Annotated in this window: 17 protein-coding genes; 6 read left to right on the top strand and 11 right to left on the bottom strand. The window is 67.3% G+C overall.

The window, feature by feature from the left end; translation table 11 throughout:
- The first annotated feature begins 137 nt into the window (after positions 1 to 137).
- Positions 138 to 1,157 carry an NADP-dependent oxidoreductase gene (locus LXB15_RS02845; protein WP_233950783.1) on the top strand — a complete coding sequence of 340 codons (1,020 nt, stop codon included), beginning with the start codon at positions 138 to 140 and terminating at the stop codon, positions 1,155 to 1,157.
- A 134-nt stretch (positions 1,158 to 1,291) separates the two neighbouring features.
- Here the strand turns inward: LXB15_RS02845 and LXB15_RS02840 are convergent, their stop codons facing one another.
- The 5 genes from LXB15_RS02840 to LXB15_RS02820 all read right to left on the bottom strand — a co-directional run bounded on the left by LXB15_RS02840 (position 1,292) and on the right by LXB15_RS02820 (position 6,857).
- On the bottom strand, positions 1,292 to 2,770 hold the full coding sequence (locus tag LXB15_RS02840) for a YdiU family protein (RefSeq protein WP_233950782.1): 1,479 nt from the start codon (positions 2,768 to 2,770) through the stop codon (positions 1,292 to 1,294).
- Between the two features lie 292 nt (positions 2,771 to 3,062).
- Positions 3,063 to 4,088, bottom strand: coding sequence for a hemin-degrading factor (locus LXB15_RS02835; protein WP_233950781.1), 1,026 nt, complete (start codon positions 4,086 to 4,088; stop codon positions 3,063 to 3,065).
- A 16-nt stretch (positions 4,089 to 4,104) separates the two neighbouring features.
- Positions 4,105 to 4,884, bottom strand: coding sequence for a heme ABC transporter ATP-binding protein (locus LXB15_RS02830; protein WP_233950780.1), 780 nt, complete (start codon positions 4,882 to 4,884; stop codon positions 4,105 to 4,107).
- Positions 4,885 to 4,894: 10 nt separating this feature from the next.
- Positions 4,895 to 5,962, bottom strand: a complete 1,068-nt coding sequence (locus tag LXB15_RS02825; protein WP_233950779.1) for an iron ABC transporter permease — start codon at positions 5,960 to 5,962, stop codon at positions 4,895 to 4,897.
- Between the two features lie 22 nt (positions 5,963 to 5,984).
- Positions 5,985 to 6,857 carry a hemin ABC transporter substrate-binding protein gene (locus LXB15_RS02820; protein WP_233950778.1) on the bottom strand — a complete coding sequence of 291 codons (873 nt, stop codon included), beginning with the start codon at positions 6,855 to 6,857 and terminating at the stop codon, positions 5,985 to 5,987.
- A gap of 302 nt (positions 6,858 to 7,159) precedes the next feature.
- Between LXB15_RS02820 and LXB15_RS02815 the strand changes: the two genes are divergently transcribed.
- Positions 7,160 to 9,376 carry a TonB-dependent hemoglobin/transferrin/lactoferrin family receptor gene (locus tag LXB15_RS02815; RefSeq protein WP_233950777.1) on the top strand — a complete coding sequence of 739 codons (2,217 nt, stop codon included), beginning with the start codon at positions 7,160 to 7,162 and terminating at the stop codon, positions 9,374 to 9,376.
- Positions 9,377 to 9,708: 332 nt separating this feature from the next.
- On the opposite strand, the gene LXB15_RS21060 is transcribed toward LXB15_RS02815, so the two are convergent.
- Positions 9,709 to 10,080: a hypothetical protein gene (locus tag LXB15_RS21060; RefSeq protein WP_370640160.1), complete on the bottom strand. Its 372-nt coding sequence runs from the start codon at positions 10,078 to 10,080 to the stop codon at positions 9,709 to 9,711.
- Positions 10,081 to 10,159: 79 nt separating this feature from the next.
- On the opposite strand from LXB15_RS21060, the gene LXB15_RS02810 reads away from it, so the two are divergent.
- From LXB15_RS02810 to LXB15_RS02795, 4 genes are all read left to right on the top strand, one after another.
- Positions 10,160 to 10,462 carry a hypothetical protein gene (locus LXB15_RS02810; protein WP_233950776.1) on the top strand — a complete coding sequence of 101 codons (303 nt, stop codon included), beginning with the start codon at positions 10,160 to 10,162 and terminating at the stop codon, positions 10,460 to 10,462.
- A gap of 224 nt (positions 10,463 to 10,686) precedes the next feature.
- Positions 10,687 to 11,877, top strand: coding sequence for an efflux RND transporter periplasmic adaptor subunit (locus tag LXB15_RS02805; protein ID WP_233950775.1), 1,191 nt, complete (start codon positions 10,687 to 10,689; stop codon positions 11,875 to 11,877).
- A gap of 149 nt (positions 11,878 to 12,026) precedes the next feature.
- Positions 12,027 to 15,206: an efflux RND transporter permease subunit gene (locus LXB15_RS02800; RefSeq protein WP_233950774.1), complete on the top strand. Its 3,180-nt coding sequence runs from the start codon at positions 12,027 to 12,029 to the stop codon at positions 15,204 to 15,206.
- Positions 15,207 to 15,326: 120 nt separating this feature from the next.
- Positions 15,327 to 15,956, top strand: coding sequence for a TetR/AcrR family transcriptional regulator (locus LXB15_RS02795; RefSeq protein ID WP_233950773.1), 630 nt, complete (start codon positions 15,327 to 15,329; stop codon positions 15,954 to 15,956).
- Here LXB15_RS02795 and LXB15_RS02790 read toward each other — a convergent pair.
- The 5 genes from LXB15_RS02790 to LXB15_RS02770 form a co-directional block, all read right to left on the bottom strand.
- Complete coding sequence (locus LXB15_RS02790) at positions 15,872 to 16,333, bottom strand: hypothetical protein (RefSeq protein WP_233950772.1); 462 nt, start codon at positions 16,331 to 16,333, stop codon at positions 15,872 to 15,874. The two genes, LXB15_RS02795 and LXB15_RS02790, sit on opposite strands and share 85 nt — an antisense overlap.
- A 331-nt stretch (positions 16,334 to 16,664) precedes the next feature.
- On the bottom strand, positions 16,665 to 17,552 hold the full coding sequence (locus LXB15_RS02785; protein WP_233950771.1) for an ABC transporter permease: 888 nt from the start codon (positions 17,550 to 17,552) through the stop codon (positions 16,665 to 16,667).
- Complete coding sequence (locus LXB15_RS02780; protein ID WP_233950770.1) at positions 17,549 to 18,487, bottom strand: ABC transporter permease; 939 nt, start codon at positions 18,485 to 18,487, stop codon at positions 17,549 to 17,551. Before LXB15_RS02780 ends, LXB15_RS02785 begins: the two co-directional genes overlap by 4 nt.
- The gene (locus LXB15_RS02775) at positions 18,484 to 19,911 is read right to left on the bottom strand and encodes an alkaline phosphatase family protein (protein WP_233950769.1); all 1,428 of its coding nucleotides are present in this window, start codon (positions 19,909 to 19,911) and stop codon (positions 18,484 to 18,486) included. The genes LXB15_RS02780 and LXB15_RS02775 overlap by 4 nt, the downstream gene beginning before the upstream one ends.
- Positions 19,908 to 20,657, bottom strand: coding sequence for a glycerophosphodiester phosphodiesterase (locus LXB15_RS02770; protein WP_233950768.1), 750 nt, complete (start codon positions 20,655 to 20,657; stop codon positions 19,908 to 19,910). The genes LXB15_RS02775 and LXB15_RS02770 overlap by 4 nt, the downstream gene beginning before the upstream one ends.
- Positions 20,658 to 20,661: the final 4 nt, after the last annotated feature.

Below are 20,661 nucleotides of genomic sequence, written 5' to 3'. Positions count from 1 at the left end.
GCAGGCATTATCAACATCGACGTCACATCATAACTTGGTCGCTCGGAGCATCGGCCCGGTGCCCTCGGAACCCGGCCGCCGATGTCGTTCCAAATGCCAGCTCACGATCGTCGCGTCGTGGGAGAAAGAGGATCGCAATGACAGCGCGGACGATGAAAGCAATACGGCAGCATGAGTTCGGTGGACCAGATGTGCTGCAATACGAGGACGCGCCGCGGCCTGACTTGCAGGCTGGCGAGGTGCTCGTCCGCGTCCATGCCATCGGCCTCAATCCACCGGATTGGTACCTGCGCGACGGCATGAAGATCCTGCCGCCCGAGTGGCGGCCGGCTCTGCAATTCCCGATCATCCTGGGAACGGATATCTCGGGCGTGGTCGTTGAGGCCGCACCGGACGTCCAGGGGTTCGCCGTAGGCGACGCCGTCTACTCGATGGTTCGGTTCCCGGATGGACTCGCGAGCGCCTATGCCGAGTATGTCAGCGTTCCGTCTTCCGACCTTGCCCGCAAGCCAGCCAATATTGATCATCTACATGCTGCGGCGGCGCCTATGTCGCTGCTTACGGCGTGGCAATTCCTGGTAGCGCAGGGGCACAACGTTGCGAACCCCATCCAACATGACCAGCATCTGCCAGTTCCGCTTGACGGACGACGCGTCCTCATAAACGGGGCGGCTGGCGGCGTCGGGCACTTTGCAGTTCAGATCGCGAAGTGGAAGGGCGCGCATGTCACGGCCGTGGCGTCGGGTAGCCATGAGGCATTCCTGCGTGATCTGGGGGCCGATGAGTTCATCGACTACACCAAGGTGACTCCCGAGGATGTCGCACGCGATGTCGATCTCGTCGTCGACGCGATCGGCGGGGCGACGACCGCCCGCTTCCTGCGCACGCTCAAGCGCGGCGGTGCGCTGTTTCCGATTTTTGGTCTCGGCGCCTCTGGGGGCGACGAAGCGGCCGAGCGCGGCGTCACGCTCTCGACGACGCAGGTCAGGGCAAGCGGCAAGCAGTTGGAGGAGATCCGGCCCTTGCTCGACGACGGGACGATCCGCGTCGCGATCGACAGCAGCTTCCCCCTTGCCAACGCCCGCGAGGCACATGAGCGCGCTGGCAATGGTCATATACGGGGCAAGATCGTGCTCTCTGTGATTGATCCGGCCTGACGATAACGCGCAATGGGGCTCAAGGACGGTTGTCCTTGAGCCCCCGGGTCGCTCGATCGAGTCGACGTGACAGCGCTTCGTCCATCATCGTCCTCACGCAGCTTCAGCTTCATGAAGCTGCCGGAGGCTCTCTCTCAGGTCCCGCAGAACGTCTGGCTGACCTGTTCGTGGGGCTCAGGCGGGTTCTCATAACGGGCCAATTCCGGCTGATCCTCGTAGGGGCGCGCGAGTACCGCCATGAGTTCGTCGAAGGCGCTGAAGTCGTCCCGCTCCACGGCCGCGTCGATGACCGCCTCGATCCGGTGGTTGCGCGGGATGAAAGCTGGATTGACCGCCCTCATGGCGTCGCGCCGGGTGCCGACGTCCTGCGGTTCAGCCTGCAATCGCTGCCGCCACCGCACGGCCCAGCGTTCATAAGCGGCAGGATCATCGAACAGAGCCCGCACCGCCGCGTCCTCTTCCGGTCCTTTGGCGGCGTCGCAGAGGCGTCGGAACGTCAGGGTGAAGTCGGCGCGGTTCTCGGCCATTGCCTTCAGGAGATCGCCGGCGAGCGCCACGTCCTCGGCCAGCGGGCTGGAAAGGCCGAGCTTGCGCGCCAGCCCGCCGTGGAAAGCCGTTTCGAAACGGGGGGCGAACGCGGCGAGCACCTCCTGCGCCTGAACGACCGCCTCCTCCTGCTGCTCCGCAATCAGCGGCAGCAGGGTCTCTGCCAGCCGCGTCAGGTTCCACTCGGCGATCCCCGGCTGCCGCCCATAGGCGTAGCGACCCTGCCGGTCGATCGAGCTGAAGACGGTGGCTGGATCATAGGCGTCCATGAAGGCACAGGGGCCGTAGTCGATGGTCTCGCCCACGATCGACACGTTGTCGGTGTTCATCACGCCGTGGATGAAACCGACCAGCAGCCACTTTGCGACGAGCTCCGCCTGTCGGGTGACCACGCGGTCCAGGAGTTCCAGATAAGGCTGCTTCGTGCCGGCCACCTCCGGGTAGTGCCGTTGGATGACATAGTCGGCGAGGATCCTCAGCCCGTCGACATCGCCCCGCGCCGCAAAATACTGGAAGGTGCCGATGCGCACATGGCTGGACGCGACGCGTGCGAGCACCGCCCCCGGAAGCATCCTTTCGCGGACGACCTGCTCACCGGTTGCGACGGCCGCGAGCGAACGGGTCGTCGGAATCCCCAGAGCGGCCATCGCCTCGCCGACGATGTACTCGCGAAGGACGGGCCCTAGCGCCGCCCGGCCGTCGCCGCCCCTTGAAAATGGTGTCCGGCCCGAGCCCTTCAGCTGCAGGTCGCGTCGGATCCCGTCCCTGTCGATGATCTCGCCGAGCAGGATCGCACGACCATCGCCGAGTTGCTGAACGAACTGACCGAACTGATGTCCGGCATAGGCCATCGCGACCGGGTTCGCCTCGCTCGGAACCCGCCTGCCCGCAAGCACCTCGACGCCGTCCGGGCCGGCGAGCCATTCGGGATCGAGGCCGAGATGACGGGCCAGCTCCGCATTCACCCGGATGAGCCTCGGGGTCCCCGCGGCGGTCGGTGTAACGCGCGCATGGAAGCGGTCCGGCAGGCGCGCGTACGAGTTGTCGAACGGAAGCTGAATGGTCAAAGCGTGAGGTGCCTCTGGGAATGGTCCGGCTGAGATCGTTCCTGACAGGCAATCCCGCAAGTGGCGCCTGCCGTTCGTACCATGCTCCGCTGGCGCATGCTGAGGGCGCGGCACCCGCAGACACGCGCTGCAGACGGGAGGAAGACGTCCCGCGGGCCATTGTCGCGGTGGTTCGATGCCCGGCTGCGCGAGCAGGTCGATTCGGGGCAGTTCCTGCCGCCGGCGGATCTTCGCCTTGTCGACGGGACTGGGAGCCTGTTGAAGCGGTACGTCTACATACCCGCGGCGAAGCTCAGCCGGTGGCGAGTTCGCTCGCCAGTTGCCGCCAGGCGGCTTCTTCCGGATGATCGCGGCGCCGCTCGCCGTAGAACTGCGCGATCAGGCGGCGCTCCGAATCGTAGAGCTCGACGGTGGTCAGGTCGCCGTCTTTCGACGGCTTGCGGACCTCGAAGGCCTCGGCCACCAGGTCTTCGCGCAGATGCAGGTCGAAGCCCGGATCGAGCACGTTGATCCACGGCCCCATCGCCTTGATGGTTTTCACCTTGCCGGTGAAGATCTGGATGCAGCCGCGGCTGCCGACGAAGCACATGATCGGCAGGGCCTGCTCGCTCGCCGCATTCAGCAGCGCCGTCGCCGCGCCCTTCCCCAGGCGCCGCACATGCGCATCACCCATCACGTCGAGCGAGCCGCGGCGATCGAGCCCATGCCGGCGCAGCATCGGGAAGAATTCGTGGACGTCGCGCATGGCGGCGAACTCGCGGCGAAACGCCTCTGCATCGGCTGTCCCGGTGACTTCCTCGACCGGATAGGCAACGACCGAGAGCGGCTGCGGCGCCGGGTCGGCGAAACGCTCCCGCAGCGCCTCGAAGGCGGTGACGTCGGAGGCGGGTCGCAGATGGATCTTGATCACCGCCTCGCCCGCCGCGTCGAAGATCTGCAGGCTGCGGCGCGGGCCCTTCTCGTCCGGCAGTTCGACTGCGAAGGCGTGGTGCCAGTGCTTGAGCAGCAGGCGAAGGTCGAGCGGCGGGTTGAGCACCAGCCCCATGTGCCCCGACAGGCTGATCTCGCCGAAGGTCCCGACGATCTCGTGCACCGCCGCCTCGTTGCGGGTCAGCGACATCACCTCGCCGAGCGACGGCAGCGCCTCGACGATCGCCGCCATCTCCGGCCGCAGGCGGACCACTTCGGGACCGTCATGTTCGGCCAGCAGTTCGGCTTCCGACAGGCCGCGTTCGCGAGCGAGATCGCGCGAGCGCTTGCCTGTCGCGAAGAACGGCACGGCCGGTGTCGGCGCGGCGGCGAGAGAAGAGGCTTCCATGGCGTTTTCCTGGGTTTCAGGCCGCGTTCTGCGGCAGGACGAAGGGAATGCCGGGCGGCGGCAGCGCGCCGACCCGCAGCTTGAGGTCGAAGACGCTCTCGATGAGCCGGTCCGTGAGAATGTCGGCGGGCGAGCCGTCGGCGACGATCGCGCCATGCGCCAGGACGACCAGGCGATCGGCGAAACCCGCCGCGAGGTTGAGGTCGTGCAGGACCGCGACGACGCCGCCGCCGGCGCGGGCGAAGTCGCGCCCGATCGACAGCACCGCCAGCTGATGGCGGATGTCGAGACTGGAGATCGGCTCGTCGAGGAAGAGGTAGCGCGGCGTGCCGTGGACGACCGCCGGCCCGATCTGGCAGAGCACGCGGGCGAGATGCACCCGTTGCTGCTCGCCCCCCGACAGCTCCTGGTAATAGCGGCCCGAAAATCCTGCCAGATCGACGCGATCCAGCGCGTCGACGATGTCCTGGACCCGGCTCGTCCGTCCGCCGGCATCGAGCCCGAGCCGCACGACTTCCGCGACGGTGAAGGGAAAGGCGAGCGCCGAGCTCTGCGGCAGGACCGCGCGGCGGCGGGCCAGTTCCCGCGCCGGGACGCTCGACAGCAGCCGATCCTCGAGCAGCACGCTGCCCTCGTCGGGTGCGATCTCGCCGGCCATCAGCTTCAGCAGCGTCGACTTTCCCGCCCCGTTCGGCCCGACGACGATCGTGAAGGCGCCGGGCTCGACGTCGAGCGACGAGGTATGGAGCGCGGCCCGGCCGCGATAGTGGACGCTGGCTTCGTCGATGCGGATCATGCCCCTGCCCTCAATAGTCCGCCACGCCGCGGCGGCGCAGCAGGATCCACAGGAACACCGGCGCGCCGATCGCCGCCGTCAGTATGCCGAGCGGCAGCTCGGCCGGCGCGACCAGGGTGCGGGCCGCCATGTCGGCGAACAGTAGAAGGCTCGCGCCGAACAGTGCCGAGGCCGGCAGCAGATAGCGATGATCCGGCCCCAGCCAGAGGCGCAGCAGATGCGGCACGACGATGCCGACAAAGCCGATCGTGCCTGAAACAGCGACGGCGGCGCCGGTGGCGAGTGCGACGAGCACGATCGTCACGCGCTTCAGCGCCTGCACCCGCACGCCGAGATGAAACGCTTCGGCCTCGCCGAGCACCACGCCGTTGAGGCCGCGGCCGACCAGCGGCGCGAAGACCAAAGCTGCGACCATCATCGGCGCCGCGGCCGCCAGCTTCGCCCAGCTGGCGCCGCCGAGCCCGCCGAGCGTCCAGAAGGTCAGGTCGCGCAGCTGCTCGTCGTTGCTCATGTAGATGAGGAAGCCGGTGCCGGCGGCCGCCAGCGCCCCAAGCGCGATGCCGGCCAGCAGCATCAGCGCGACCGAGGAGCGCCCGGCCAGCGTGCCGATGCGATAGATGACCAGCGTCGCGGCAAGCCCGCCGCCGAAGGCCGCGACGGGCAGCGCATAGATGCCGAACAGCGCGGCGTAAGGCGCCAGCACGCCGGTGGACAGCACGATCGTCGCCACCGCCGCGAAGGCCGCGCCAGAAGAGACGCCGATCAGGCCCGGATCGGCCAGCGGATTGCGGAACAGGCCCTGCATCATAGCCCCGACCGTCGCGAGCGAGGCGCCGACGAGCGCGCCGAGCAGCACGCGCGGCAGCCGGATCTGCCAGACGATCACGCGGTCGGAAATCGTCTCGGTCGTACCGTTCGGTCCGTCGAGCAGGACGCGCATGACCGTCGCCGGCGACAGCATTGCCGGGCCGACCGCCAGCGCCAGCAGCGCGGCCGTTGCGAGCAGCGCGGCAAGCACGCCGAGCCCGATCGTCGCGCGCGCACTGCGATCGCCGGAAAGGGCTGTGGCGCGCGGCATCCGGCTCCCCGCGAGCGCCGGACTAACGGACATTCGCCGCCTCGGCGGAAACGACGCCCGGATAGAGCGTCGCCGCGAGTTCCCGCAGCGCGCCGGGCGTGCGGGGACCGAAGCCGAGGAGGTGCAGCGCGTCCATGCGGATGACGGTGCCCGTCTGACCGGCCGGCGTCGCGGCCAGGCCCGGCACCGTCAGCGGGTCGACTGCTTCGAGATCGGGGCGCGTCACCATCAGGATCGCGTCGGGCTCGAGCGCCGCGACGGCTTCGGACGACAGGATCTTGTAGCCCTCGACGTCGCCGAAGACGTTTTCCGCACCGGCAAGGCGGATGACGGCGTCGGCGCCGGTGCCGCTGCCGGCCGCGTTGATCCGCCCGTCGACCAGTGACAGGATGAACAGCACCCGCTTCCTGTCCTCGATACCGGCCAGATCGGCCGCCAGCGCCTCGAAGCCCGCCGCGATGTCCGCGGCCATCGCATCGCCGGCCTCCGCCTTGCCGACGGCGGTGGCCACGGTGCGGACCTTCTCGGTCAGTTCCGCGACCGTGTAGCCAGTGGGCACGTGCTGCACGGCCACCCCGGCCGCATCGATCAGGTCGACGGCCTGCTGCGGGCCGGCACCGTTATCCATCAGGATGAGGTCGGGCGAGAGCGACAGCACGCCCTCGGCGGAGAGCTGGCGCATGTAGCCGACATTGGGCTTCTCGGCGAGCGCCTCCGGCGGATAGAGGCTCGTCGTGTCGACCGCGACGACGCGGTCCTCCTCCCCCAGCGCATAGAGGATCTCGGTGATCGCCCCGCCGATCGTGATCACCCGCTGCGGCTCGGCGGATTGCGCCCCGGCCGGCACGGCGAAGGCGCACAGCACGGCGGCGGTAGCGATGGCGGACAGGCGCATTGTCGATCCCTCTGGCTCGGATGTGCACGGAGCCGACCGCAGCCAGCGCCGAATACATCAGCCTGATTGTCGTATTCGCCCTCGTCCGTCAAGAAGACGTCGAAGCTTTTGTAGAGTAGAATTCCTCTAAATTAGAATATATCAAATCTGGAATTCATATAATATAGACTAAACGAATCTTTCTGATTGACTCTCCAACTTTTGCCTCAGTATCTAGCGTAATACCGGAAATCCATTGATGTATAACGTGGAATAATTCCAGAGAGCGCAGGCTCCGGGGCGCTGCGCGAGGGGCGATGACGATGCGTGACATGATGCGGGCGATGATGACGGGCGCGGCGGTTTCCGCCCTGCTGACGGGCGCTGCGGCGGCGCAGACCGTCACCACGCAAGACAATCTCGTCCTCGACCCGGTCATCATCGAGTCCGGCGAAGCGGCGGCGAGCGAAGGTGTCGGCGGAACCGTCACGACCAGCACGACGCTGCGTGCCACCATCGACAACAAGCTGATCGACAGTATCGAGGATCTCGGCCGCACCGAGGAAGCCGGCATCAGCTTCAACCGCACCACGCGCTCGATCAATATCCGCGGCCTGGAAGGGCCGCGCGTGCTCACGACGATCGACGGGATCCGTGTGCCCTACCTCGCCGACGCGACCCGCGGCGCCAATGGCGGCGCCGACAGCTTCGACTTCAGCTCGCTCTCGGCGCTCGACCTGACGCGCGGCGCCGACCCGCTGCTCGGCTCTGGCGCCCTCGGCGGGGTCCTCGCCCTGCGCACGCTCGACCCGGAGGACCTCCTACCGGGCGATAGGACCCTCGGGGGCCTCACCAAGAACGGCTATGATTCCGTCGACGAAAGCTGGTTCACCTCGAACGCCGCGGCGATCCGCGTCGAGAACACCTACGCCCTGATCCAGGGCGGCTATCGCGGCGGCCACGAGATCGACAACCGGGGCGAGATCGACTCGCTCGGCGCGACGCGGACCGAGCCCAACCCGCTCGACTACGACCAGTACAATATCCTTGCCAAGCTGCATCAATATGTCGAAGGCGGGCACCGCTTCGGCGTCACCGGCGAGATCTTCAGCCGCGACGACGACATCGACACGCGCACCAGCCAGGGCGCGACGGGAAACTATCTGGCGGGGAACTATTCCTCCGGCGAGGACGTGAAGCGCGAACGGGCGGCGCTGACCTACGACTATCTGTCGCCGGACTGGGGCGCCAGCTGGCTGGATGAGGCTTCGGCGGTCCTCTACTACCAGAACGTCGAGCGGCACTCGACGATCGACGCTTATCGCTCCGCCTCCGTTGTCGGTCCCTATTACCGCGACAACAGCCTCGCCGAGGAATCCTTCGGCTTCAACGGTCACGCCACGGAGAATTTCGAGACCGGCATCGTCTCGCACCAACTGACCTTCGGCACCGAGCTGCGGACCGCGACGACCACCCAGTATTCCTACGGCGAGGACAATTGCCGCCGGCCCTATACCGGTCCGTTCACGGCCTGCAACAATTTGCACAGCAACCAGGCCGACACGCCGGAGGTCGACAGCAACTCCGTCGGTTTCTACGCCGAGGACGAGATGGGCCTTTATGACGGGCGCCTGCGCCTGACGCCGGGCCTGCGCTTCGACTGGTACGAGGAGACGCCGCAGCTCACCGACGAATATGCCGGCAGCGCCGCCTATGACGGCACGCTGCCGCCCGATTCCAGCGACACGGCGGTCTCGCCGAAGATCCTGGTCGAATACGACCTCCTGCCGGAACTCACCGCCTATGCGCAGTGGTCGATGGGCTTCCGCGCCCCGACCGTCGGCGAACTCTATTCGCGCTTCGGCGCGGTCGGCACCTATCTGCGCGCCGGCAATCCCGAACTGGAGGCCGAACGCAGCAACGGCTTCGATATCGGGATGAAGTACGAGACCGCCGACTACGGTGCCCACGTCAACGTCTTCCGGACGGAGTACGAGAACTTCATCGACGTCGTGCAGCTGGCGCCGTCCTGCTTCGTCGAGCCGGCGAACTGCAACCCGCTCTACCCGCAGGGCGGCATCTCCAGCTACCGCAACATCCCCGATGCCCGCATCTCCGGCGTCGAGCTCGGCGGCCATGTCCGCTTCCTCGACTACTGGACTGCGCGCGGCTCGCTCGCCTACGCCGAAGGGCGCAACCTGACAGACGATACCTATCTCGACTCGGTGCCGCCGCTGACCGCGATCCTCGGCCTTGGCTACGCCAGACTCGAATGGGGCGGCGAGGTTTCGACCAAGCTGGCGGCGCGCCGCGACAAGGTGGACGAGGGCTACGAGGCGCCCGGCTACGGGGTGGTCGATCTGACGGCGTGGTACGCGCCGGAGGCCCTGCCCGGCTTCAAGGTGGCGGGCGGCATCTTCAACGTCTTCGACAAGACCTACTATGACGCGGTCAATGTCCCCGACAGCCCGTCGCAGCCGGACCTCTACTATTCCGAGCCCGGCCGCTCGTTCAAGGTGAACGTCACCTACCAGTTCTGACCATTCGCGACGACCAGGATCCATCCCGCGCACCCCGTCTCCGGCAGTGGCCTGCCTGAGAACGTCGCCATGGAGCCTGCCGGCCCTCAGGCGGAGCATTTTCGCCGTGCGCCAGCTCGACACCGGCATCTGCCTGGGTCCGTCCAGGTCTCGGTGGTTCCGGCATTTTCGGAGCAGGACCTCGACCGCATGGCGGCACTTGCGCTGCCTGCCGGCTATGCCGACCACGCGGCAGCCGACTAACTTCCTTATCCGGCCAACGGCCGCGCCTACTGCGCCCGTGGCCGCCCCGACAACCAGCGTCTCGCCGGACCTTGATGCGCCGATGACAGTCAGCCCATACTGCGGTGAATCCCGTCATGCCGAGGATGCCGAGAGCGAGTGAGGGGCAGGCCATGTCCTGCGGCAGCGCGTAGAGGTCCCACCCGTTCCAGACCGCGTACCTGCCAGCCACCATTCGCGAGGACGAGGTCGCCCGAACGGAAGGCATCGATGTCCGAGGAGATGACCCCGGCCACGGTTCCGCCCCCCGGCGGCTCGCCGAGGGCGTAGGGTGCAGCGTGGGATTCGTCGCCGTCATCCATGCGGCCGCGCATGTAGGGGTCGAGAGACAGGCTGAGCCCCGGCTGGAAGCGCTCCGGGACGACGCAAAAAATTTCTGTACCAATCGTTATATAGTCCCTTGAACCGTCCGGCGCCGGCATCCATGTTCTCCCTACCGATCGGTACAGATTTTACCGATCACGCCGCGAAAAGCGCGGCACGAACATGAAGGACAGGACAATGATCCGCATTCTCGCCACCAGCGCCGTCGCACTGGTGCTGTTCGCCTCGACCATGGCTTCGGCGCAGTATGTGCCGGGCTCGGACGCAACGAGCCGCGCCAACGGCTTTGCTGAACGCCAGCGTGTCGCGGCCGGATATCCGGATGCCGCTGCCCGCGCGACGGTTCGGCCCACGACCTACGGCTACGCGACAGCCGCTCGGCCGGCCGCCACCGTTCCTGGCTCGGAGTACGCGCGCAAGCGCTCCGAAGAGGCTGCTCGCGCAAGCGTCGTACGCCCCACCGACGTCACCGGCTTCTGACCTACCAGCTTGATGCCACCCGGGCATGACGTCAACGCCCGGGTGGCATCATCCATCACGCGACCTCTGCTTCCCTTTGCCCGGCGGTCCTTGCCGGCAGCTCCGGCTCTCGGGGCCGACCGCAATGCCACAGGTTTTTGAAGTTCCATGGCGGGCAGCCGGCCAGAGCTAACCCCCGCGAAACGCTCCGTTGCTATCCGACCCTTCGCGAGAGAATTCCCTTCATGAAACAGATAGTCTCTCGGCGGCTCCTCTGGAGCGCGAGCCTGGCGGTCGCCATTGCGGCGGGCGCGACGACGGCGGCCTTGAACGAGACCGACCGCGCCACCGCCGGTGAAGCGGTCGCCCTGGCGCCCGAAGCGGTCAAGGTTCCGGTCTTCCAGGTGACACCACGATCGGTGACGCTCTGGCGTGACTATTCCGGGCGGCTGGAAGCGGTCGACCGGGTCGAGATCCGGCCCCGCGTCGGCGGCGCGATCCAGTCGTACCATTTCCGCGAAGGCGCGCTCGTGAAGAAGGGCGATCTCATCGCGACCATCGACCAGGCGCCGTATCAGGCAGCCGTCGCCCGTGCGCGCGCCGATGTCGAGGCGGCCGAGGCGGAGGTCAGGCTCGCGTCGCTGGAGGTCGGCCGAGCCGAGCAGCTGGTGACCTCGCGTACCGTCTCGCAGAGCACGCTCGACCAGCGCTCCAGCGCCGCCGACCAGGCGGTCGCCAGCGCCGACGCGGCAAAGGCGGCGCTGAGGACCGCCGAACTCGACCTCGGCTACACCGAGGTCCGGTCCCCGATCGACGGCCGGATCGGCCAGATCGAGGTGACGGCGGGCAATCTCGTGGCGGCGGGGCTCTCCTCCGCCGTGCTGACGACGGTGGTCTCTGTCGACCCGATCTATGCCGGGTTCGACGTCAGTGCCGGCGACGTCGCCGAGATCCTGTCCGCCCTGCCGGAGCAGGACGGCCCGCTGCCCGCCTATGGCGACATCCCGGTCGAGGTGCAGCGCTTCGATTCCACGGGGGCCAAGGCGGCCGTGCGGGGCCATGTCCAGCTCATCGGCAACGAGGTCGATCCGCAGAGCGGCACCTTGCGGATCCGGGCCGCGCTCGACAATCCGAAGGGTGCGCTCATCCCCGGCGAATTCGTCCGCATCCGCCTCGGACAGCCCAAGCCGCAGGACAGGCTGCTGATCAGCGAGCGGGCCGTCGGCACCGACCAGGACCGCAAATACGTGCTGGTCGTCGGCGCGGACAAGACGGTCGAGTATCGCACGATCCGGCTGGGTGCCTCGGTCGACGGGCTGCGGGTCGTCGAAGACGGCCTGAAGCCCGGCGAGCAGATCGTCGTCGAGGGGATCCAGTCCCTGACGCCCGGCACCCTCGTCGATCCCGAACCCGTCGCGCTGGCCTCCGCCGATTAGGTCGCGACGGGCAAGGACGGCCCGGCTTTCCCCCAGGCCGGGCCGTCCGTCCATCCGGAGCCTTCCAAGTCCCGCCTGCCGTCGTGACGCCCTGCCCTGCCGGGCACCTTCCGCCGAAACGCCCCTGCCGGCGAACGGAGAGATCCCCCGTGAACATCTCGAATTTCTTCATCGATCGCCCGGTGTTCGCAGGCGTGTTGTCGGTGCTCATCCTGATCTGCGGCCTGCTCGGCATGCAGGCCCTGCCGATCTCGGAGTATCCCGAGGTCGTGCCGCCCTCGATCGTGGTGCGCGCGCAATATCCCGGCGCCAATCCGACGGTCATCGCCGAGACGGTGGCGACGCCGATCGAGGAGGAGATCAACGGCGTCGAGGGCATGCTCTACATGTCCAGCCAGGCGACCGCCGACGGCGCGCTGACCCTGACCGTGACGTTCGCCCTCGGCACCGATCCCGACCAGGCCCAGCAGCTCGTCCAGAACCGCGTCAGCCAGGCCGAGCCCCGGCTGCCGGAAGAGGTCCGCTCGCTCGGCATCACCACGACCAAGAGCTCGCCGGACCTGATGATGGTGGTGCACCTCGTCTCGCCGGACGGACGCTACGACATCAAGTATCTGCGCAACTACGCCGTCATCAACGTCAAGGACCGGCTGGCGCAGATCGCCGGCGTCGGCGACGTTCAGGTGTTCGGTTCGGGCGACTACGCGATGCGCGTCTGGCTCGATCCGCAGAAGGTCGCCGAGGAGGGCCTGTCGGCCAGCGACGTCGTGGCCGCCATCCGCGAGCAGAACGTCCAGGCCGCGGCCGGCCAGATCGGCGCGCCGCCGACGAACGGCGGCATCGAGCTGCAGCTTTCCGTCAACGCGCAAGGCCGGCTCGACACGCCCGAGGCCTTCGGCGACATCATCGTCAAGACCGCTCCGAACGGTGCCGTCGTGCGGCTGCGCGACGTCGCCCGGGTCGAACTTGGCGTCTCCAGCTATTCGCTGCGCTCGCTGCTCAGCAGCGAGCCGGCTGTCGCCCTGCCGATCTTCCAGTCGCCCGGCTCCAACGCGATCGGCGTCTCCGACGCGATCCGCGCGACGATGGACGAGCTGCAGGCCAACATGCCGGAAGGGGTCAAGTACGAGATCGTCTACGACACGACCCAGTTCGTGCGCGCCTCGATCGAGGCCGTGGTGCACACGCTGCTCGAGGCCATCGTGCTGGTGGTGCTGGTTGTCATCGTCTTCCTGCAGACCTGGCGTGCCTCGATCATCCCGCTGATCGCCGTCCCGGTCTCAATCATCGGCACCTTCGGCGCGCTCTATGTGCTCGGCTTCTCGATCAACGCGCTCAGCCTGTTCGGGCTGGTGCTGGCGATCGGCATCGTGGTCGACGACGCGATCGTCGTCGTCGAGAATGTCGAGCGCAACATCGAGGAGGGCCTCGCCCCTCGCGAGGCGACCTACAAGGCGATGCGCGAGGTCTCCGGACCGATCATCGCGATCGCGCTGGTCCTCGTCGCGGTCTTCGTGCCGCTCGCCTTCATCTCGGGCCTCACCGGACAGTTCTACCGCCAGTTCGCCGTCACGATCGCCATCTCGACGGTCATCTCGGCGATCAATTCGCTGACGCTCTCGCCGGCGCTCGCCGCCCTCCTCCTGAAGGGGCACGACGCGCCGAAGGATCGCCTGACGCGGGCGATGGACTTCGTGTTCGGCTGGTTCTTCCGCGGCTTCAACCGCAGCTTCAATTTCGGCTCGCGCGCCTACGGCAATTCCGTCGGCCGGCTGTTCTCCCGCAAGACGATCGTCATGGGCGTCTATCTCGTCCTCGTCGGCGCGACTGTCTTCATGTTCAACCAGGTGCCCGGCGGCTTCGTGCCGGCGCAGGACAAGGGCTATCTCGTGGGCTTCGCCCAACTCCCCGACGGCGCCAGCCTCGACCGGACCGAGGACGTCATTCGGGAGATGAGCGACATCGCGCTCGACGAGCCGGGCGCCGACAGCACCGTCGCCTTCCCCGGCCTGTCGATCAACGGCTTCACCAACAGCCCCAGCGCCGGCGTCGTCTTCGTCACCGAAGCCCCGTTCGAGGAACGCGAGGGCCTGCCCGGCGGCGCCATCGCCGGCGCACTCAACCAGAAATATGCCGGCATCCGCGAAGCCACGATCGCCGTCTTCCCGCCACCGCCCGTCCAGGGCCTCGGCACGATCGGCGGCTTCAAGCTGCAGCTCCAGGACCGCGCCGGCCTCGGCTACGAGGCGCTGAACCAGGCGACGAACGATTTCCTGGCGAAGGCGCGCGCGGCGCCGGAGCTCGCCGGCATGTTCTCGAGCTACCGGATCAGCGTCCCGCAGCTTTTTGCCGATCTCGACCGCACCAAGGCGCATCAGCTGGGCGTCTCGGTGACGGACGTCTTCGACACGCTGCAGATCTATCTCGGCTCGCTCTACGTCAACGACTTCAACGCCTTCGGCCGCACCTACTCGGTACGGGTGCAGGCGGATGCCGGCAGCCGCAGCCAACCCGACGACATCGCCCGGCTGAAGGTGCGCTCGTCGAACGGGGCGATGGTGCCGCTGTCGGCGCTGATGACGGTGAAGCCGTCGGCCGGACCGGAACTGGCGAGCCGCTACAACGGCTTCCTCGCCGCCGACATCAACGGCGGACCGGCGCCCGGCTATTCCTCCGGCGAGGCTCAGGCCGCGGTGGAGCGGGTCGCGGCGGAGACGCTGCCCAAGGGCGTCGGCTTCGAGTGGACGGACCTCACCTACCAGCAGATCATCGCCGGCAATTCCGGCCTGATCGTCTTCCCGCTGGCCGTGCTCCTGGTCTTCCTGGTGCTGGCGGCCCAGTACGAGAGCCTCACCCTGCCCTTCGCGATCATCATGATCGTGCCGACCGGGATCCTCGCAGCGCTGGTCGGCGTGTGGCTCGACCAGGGCGACAACAACATCTTCACGCAGATCGGCTTCATCGTGCTCGTCGGCCTGTCCGCCAAGAACGCCATCCTGATCGTGGAATTCGCCCGCGACCTGGAGATATCCGGCATGGCGACCCGGCAGGCGGCGGTGGAGGCCAGCCGGCTGCGGCTGCGCCCCATCCTGATGACCTCGATCGCCTTCATCATGGGCGTGGTGCCGCTGGTGCTGTCCACGGGCCCGGGCGCCGAGATGCGCGCGGCGATGGGCGTCGCGGTGTTCGCCGGCATGCTGGGCGTCACGATCTTCGGGATCTTCCTGACCCCGGTGTTCTACGTGCTGGTGCGCAAGCTCTCCGGCGGGCGGCCGCTGGTACGCGTCGCCGCGGCGCCGGCCGACGCGCCCGCTCCGGCCCAACCGTAAGGCGCCCGCAGCCGGCGGCGGGCGCCGCCTTCGGCAGGCCGTTACATTTGTAAAAAGCCGGGATATCCCCATATGATAGCCAAGATCGGCATAGGATGCGGGGACCCGGAAAGAAGCGACATGACCAGAGGACGTCCCAGGGAGTTCGATGTCGACGAGGCGCTCGACAAGGCGATTCTCCTGTTCTGGCGACAGGGCTACGAGGGCACCTCGCTGGCCGACCTCATCGAGGCGATGGGCATCACCAAGCCCAGCCTCTACGCCGCCTTCGGCAACAAGGAAGAGCTGTTCCGGAAGGCTGTCGATCGCTACGCCGAACGGCGCATCGCCTATCTCGACACGATCCTCAACCAGCCTTCGTCCCGGCGCGCCATCGAAGGCTTCCTGATGCTGTTCACTGGCGCGGAAGCGCCCGACGGCACCCCCACCGGCTGCCTGATGGTGCAGGGGGCGCTGGTCTGCAGCCCGGACGGCGACTCCGTCAAGGACGATCTTCAGGCGCGCCGGTTTTCCAACCTGCAGCGGCTCCGCGAACGGCTGGAGCGCTGGAAGAGCGAGGGCGACCTGCCGGCCGATACCGACACCGATAGCCTCGGCAGCTATGTGATCACCGTCGCCAACGGTCTCGTGGTGCAGGCAAATGGTGGTGCGAGGCCCGAGCAGCTTCAGAAGGTCGTCCGGCAGTTCATGGAATCGTGGCCGGGCAAGCCAGACGAGACGGTCGACGCTGCGGACATCTGCGCCGCCTGAGGTGGCTCGAAGGTGGAATTCCGCGCGATCACCTGGAGATCGGCGTAGCGCGCCAACTCCGCGATGACGTCCTCCGTCAGGCCGTCGACGAAATACTGGTCGCTGGCCGCCTCGCCCATGTCGTCGAAGGGCAGCACCGCGATGGCGGGTCGTTGTTCGCGCGCCGAGCCGGATAGCCGCAGGACGGTGTCGATCCGGCTGTTGGCGAAGGCTGACAGCCCCGGCCGGTCGGCGAGACCGACCACCAGGAGCCCGATCACGGCGGCAACGCCCAGATAGACGCCGCCTTTAGTGCGGGCCTCGGCGCCCGGATCACCGATAGCGTCCAAAGTCATCTGCGCTACGATGGCGCCTTCGGCGAGGACTCGGAAAGCCATCGTGGGTCGATCGGCCTGTCCTTTCGCTTCTGACGACGACAGGCTATGGCGCCAACTCAAGAAGTTGGCGCCATATTCCCACCGCTACCCCTTCGATGTGTCCGGCCCGGAGATATAGGGCTCCGCGTTTTCGGCATGGTGACACTCTCCTCCCACAAATCGGATCGCGTCCATCAAACCGGGGGAACTCCACCGGCCGCGGTTCATGCGTTGATCAAACCTGTATGATGGTCCGCCAAGCGGACGATCGCGCTAGCTGCACTTGTAAGCCGCTCAAGACGAACTGGCGGCACAACTGCGCGTGGGTGCGCTCGGTCCCGAGGCTTCGCCTTCACTCATCTGCAGTCCGCAGTGTTGGGTCGAGGCGGTCGCGCAGCCAGTCGCCGAGCAGGCTGACCGACAGCGTCGTCAGGAAGATCACGACGCCCGCCGGGATCGCCATCCACCAAGCCGTCGCGATATAATTCCGCCCCTCGCCGAGCATCAGACCCAGGCTGGTCTGCGGTGGCTGGACGCCAAGCCCGAGAAAGCTCAACGACGTCTCCAGCAGGATCAGTTCGGGAAAGTTCAGCGTCACCTGCACCACGAGAACGCTGAGGATGTTCGGCAGCACGTGCCTTACGTAGATGCTAAACGGATGGACACCGAGGGTGCGGATGGCAAAGGCGTAACCTTGCGCGTTGGCCTGCAGGACCAGTCCGCGCGTCAGGCGCGCATAGACCTCCCAGCCGTAGAAGCCCACCACCAGGAGGAACAGTTCGAAGCTGTTACCGAAGAAGGCGAGGATCGCCAGCGCGATGATCAGGAACGGCATCGACGCCTGGAAGTCCACCAACAGCATGACGAGTTCCTCGAACCAGCCGCGGAAATGGGCGGCGAGGAAACCAAGGATGGTGCCCACCACGGAGCCGATCAGCGTGCCGCAGAACGCGATGAGCACGCTGGTGCGCATGGCGTAGAGGAGTCGTGAGAAGACATCGCGACCGAGCCCGTCGGTGCCGAGGAGATAGGCGGGGTCGCCGCCAAGGAAGGCGGGCGGCTTGAGGCGATTGAGGAGGCTCTGCTCGGCATAGCCGTACGGCGCGATCAGGTCTGCGCCGAGAGAGAGGACGAGGACGAGGACGAGCCATGCGCTGCAAAGGGCGACGACGATCGGCAGGCGGCGTCGGCGCGGTCGCGATTTCGCTTTGGGCGCGACGGGATCGGTGACCGCGCTCATGCCCGCGCCTCGCGTCGACCGGCGCCGATGCGGGGATCGAGCCAGCCATAGAGGATGTCGACCAGGAAGTTGATGGCAATCATGGTGAAGGCGATCAGCAGCACGACGGTCTGGACGACGGCGAGATCGCGGAAGGCGACGGCATTGACGAGAAGCTGACCAACGCCGGGCCACGCGAAGACCGGTTCGACAACCACGGCGCCCCCGATCAGCGCGCCGACGCGAAGACCGACGACGGTGACAATGGGGATGCCCGCGTTCGGCAATGCGTGGTTCATGATCCGGCGCCGGAACGGCACGCCCTTGGCCCTGGCCGTGCGCATGAAGGGCTGGTGCAGGACTTCCAGCAGCGAGGAGCGGGTGAAGCGCCCGACCGTGGCAGCGTAACTGGTGCCGAGCGTCACCGCCGGCATTATCAGGTGCTCGAAGCTTCCGGCACCCGAGCTCGGCAGGACGCGCCATGTCATCGCGAAGAGCAGAATCATCAGGATGCCGAGGAAGAAGTTCGGCATCGAATGGCCCAGGATCGTGAAAGCCATGGTGGCGTGGTCGATCGTCGTGCCGCGGTTCAGCGCCGCCAGGATTCCCGCGCCGAGCCCGAGAAGAAGCGTTAAGGCGAGTGCCGTGAGACCCAGTTGGAGCGTGAGGGGCAGGCGCTCCAGGACGACGTCGAACGCCGGCCGGTCGTCACGGAACGAAAAGCCGAAATCCCCCCGGAAGATGCCCGCGACATATCGCAGATATTGCTCCGGCAGCGGACGGTCTAGCCCCCACATCGCGCGGTATTCCGTTATGACGGCGGCCGGCGTGTCGTCGGGAAGCATCTGCGTCACCGGATCGCCGGACATGCGAAGCACGACGAAGACGAAGGTGACGGCGAGAACGAGCGTTAGGAACGCACGCAGCAGCTTCGTCAGGAGGAAACGCGGGCTCATCGCAGCGGGTCCCCGGGCCCTTGCGACCAGCCGAAATCGGTGATCGCGCGGCCGTCGACGAGCCACTGCTCGACGGTCTGTTCGTGGCTGCCGACCGAGGCAGTGAGGGTGCGCCGCTCGACGCACGCCGGCTCGCCGTCGCGGTCTGCCAGAACCTCGCCCAGGATCCGGCCGCCGGTCCCTTCGGTGGCGAGGCCGAGGATCGTCAGGAGCGTCGGCGCGATGTCGGGCAGCCAACATGGGGTCGCCGATTGCACGTCATGTCGGAACGCCGGCCCGGCCGCGGCCAGAGCGGTCGAGAGTTCGCCCCGGGTAAGGCCGCCATGCATGCCGCCACCGGGTTCGATGCCACCGACGAAAAGGCAGGTTTCCGCCGAGCCGGGGGGCAGGCCCGCCGACGCGCGAAGCGTGAAGGAGACGGGCGCCGAGCGAGGATGGCCGCCGCCCATGGCCGAGGCCGCAATCGCACCCGGCACGGTGGCCTGAGGTTCCCCGGGAAGGTTGACGAAGACGAGGCCACACCAGGGTTCGGCAGCCAGTTCCTCGACGGTCTTCGCGATCGTCTTGCGGGAGGGCTTCGGGAGATACAGGCCGGAGAAATAGCCGGGCGCCAGATAGTCCGCATGGTCTGGCAGGGCTGACCTCAGATCGACGCGGCCTGCGCCGGTGATCTGCCCATGGTCGGACATGACCATGATGTTCTCCGGTCCGTCGCCGGCCTGCCACCAATCCAGGATGCGGCCGAAGGCGTCATCGCAGCCGCGCTGCGCGGTGATCGTCTCGGGGCCGTCGATGCCATAGCCGTGCGAGGTTATGTCCGGATCGGACATCCAGAAGACCGCGAGATCGGGTCCATGCGTCGGATAGACGAGGTCGGTCAGGACCCGCGTCGCATAGTCGATCCGCGCCGTGTTGGGCGTCGCGCCTTCAGGGATCGCACCGAACCGTTCTTCGGCCTGCCTCATGACCTCGTGGGTGCCGACCCCCTCGTGCACCGAGAAAACCGGCTGGCCGAGACCGCCTGCGCCGTAGCTCATCATGAAGGTCGCGCCGGGCGTTGCGGTGCTGACGACGGCGAACCGCCTGCCGGCACGCGCCAGACGCTGGCCAAGGCTCTCGCGGTCAACGAGGACGCCGAGCGCGTCGGCGCGCAGCAGATTGTCGCGTTTTGCCGTGTTGAAGAGGCCTTCCGGGAGGACGGCGGGATTGATGAACTGGTTGGCGACGAGCCCGTGCTCGCCCGGCGCGGAGCCGGTGACGGTGCTGGTCGAGGCGACGCGGGTTTCGCTCGGGAAGACGCTGCGCGAATTGATCATGTCGACGCCGCCAGCCATGAAGCGGGCGAGATTCGGCATGCGCTCGGCCGTGGCATGGTCGCGCCGCAGTCCGTCGAAGCAGACGAGGAGAGTCGAGCCTTGGCTCATGCGCTTTCCTCCAGGCGAAGGCCGGCAAGTGCCTCGTGCGCTGCGGCCGGATCGTTGACGAGGAAGCCGGCAGCGCCGTCGGCGGCCATGCGGCGCAGCACGTCGGGTGCAAAATCGCCGACGTCGCGGCCGGTCTGATGATGACCCGTGGTGACCCAGACCCGGCGGTTCCGGCCCTTCACGGCACGGAGGCGTTCCGGGATCGCGTCGCCCTCCCACAGCCGCAGGATGCTGCCGCCGGCCGCGAAGAACGCCTCTTCTTCGTCAGGCTTCTTCAAGAGGCCCAGTATGGCGGCGCTCGTCCGGGCCCTGACGTGGCGCACCGAGGCGATGTCGTGGAGACCGAAGAAAAGTTTGTCGCGACCGCTGGCACTCGCTGCTGCGAGGAGGCGGTCGAGCGCTTTTGGGCGCTCATCCTTGACGTCGAAGAGGATCGCCTGCGCGACCGGCAGGAGGCTGAAGAGCAGCGCCAAAGGCGGCGCCGCGGCGCTGCCTTCCACGGTAACGGCCGCAAGGTCTGCCGCGTCGAGATCCGTGATCGTTTCATGACGGCCCGCAAGGCGCCTGAGATCGGCGTCGTGGCAGCAGACGAGCGTCCCGTCACGGGTCATGCGGATGTCGGCCTCGATGACGTCGGCGCCGGCTTCGTGCGCTGCCTGCCAGGCATCAGGCGAATTCTCGCGATGGGCGGCCGAAAAACCCCGATGGGCGACGATAGCCGGTCTGGTCGTGGTGGAGGAATGCATGGTG

It is taken from the genome of Aurantimonas sp. HBX-1 (genome assembly GCF_021391535.1).
In the GTDB taxonomy this organism is placed as follows: domain Bacteria; phylum Pseudomonadota; class Alphaproteobacteria; order Rhizobiales; family Rhizobiaceae; genus Aurantimonas.
The sequence above is the reverse complement of the archived record's forward strand: the minus strand, read 5'-3'. Positions and strand labels throughout refer to the sequence as shown.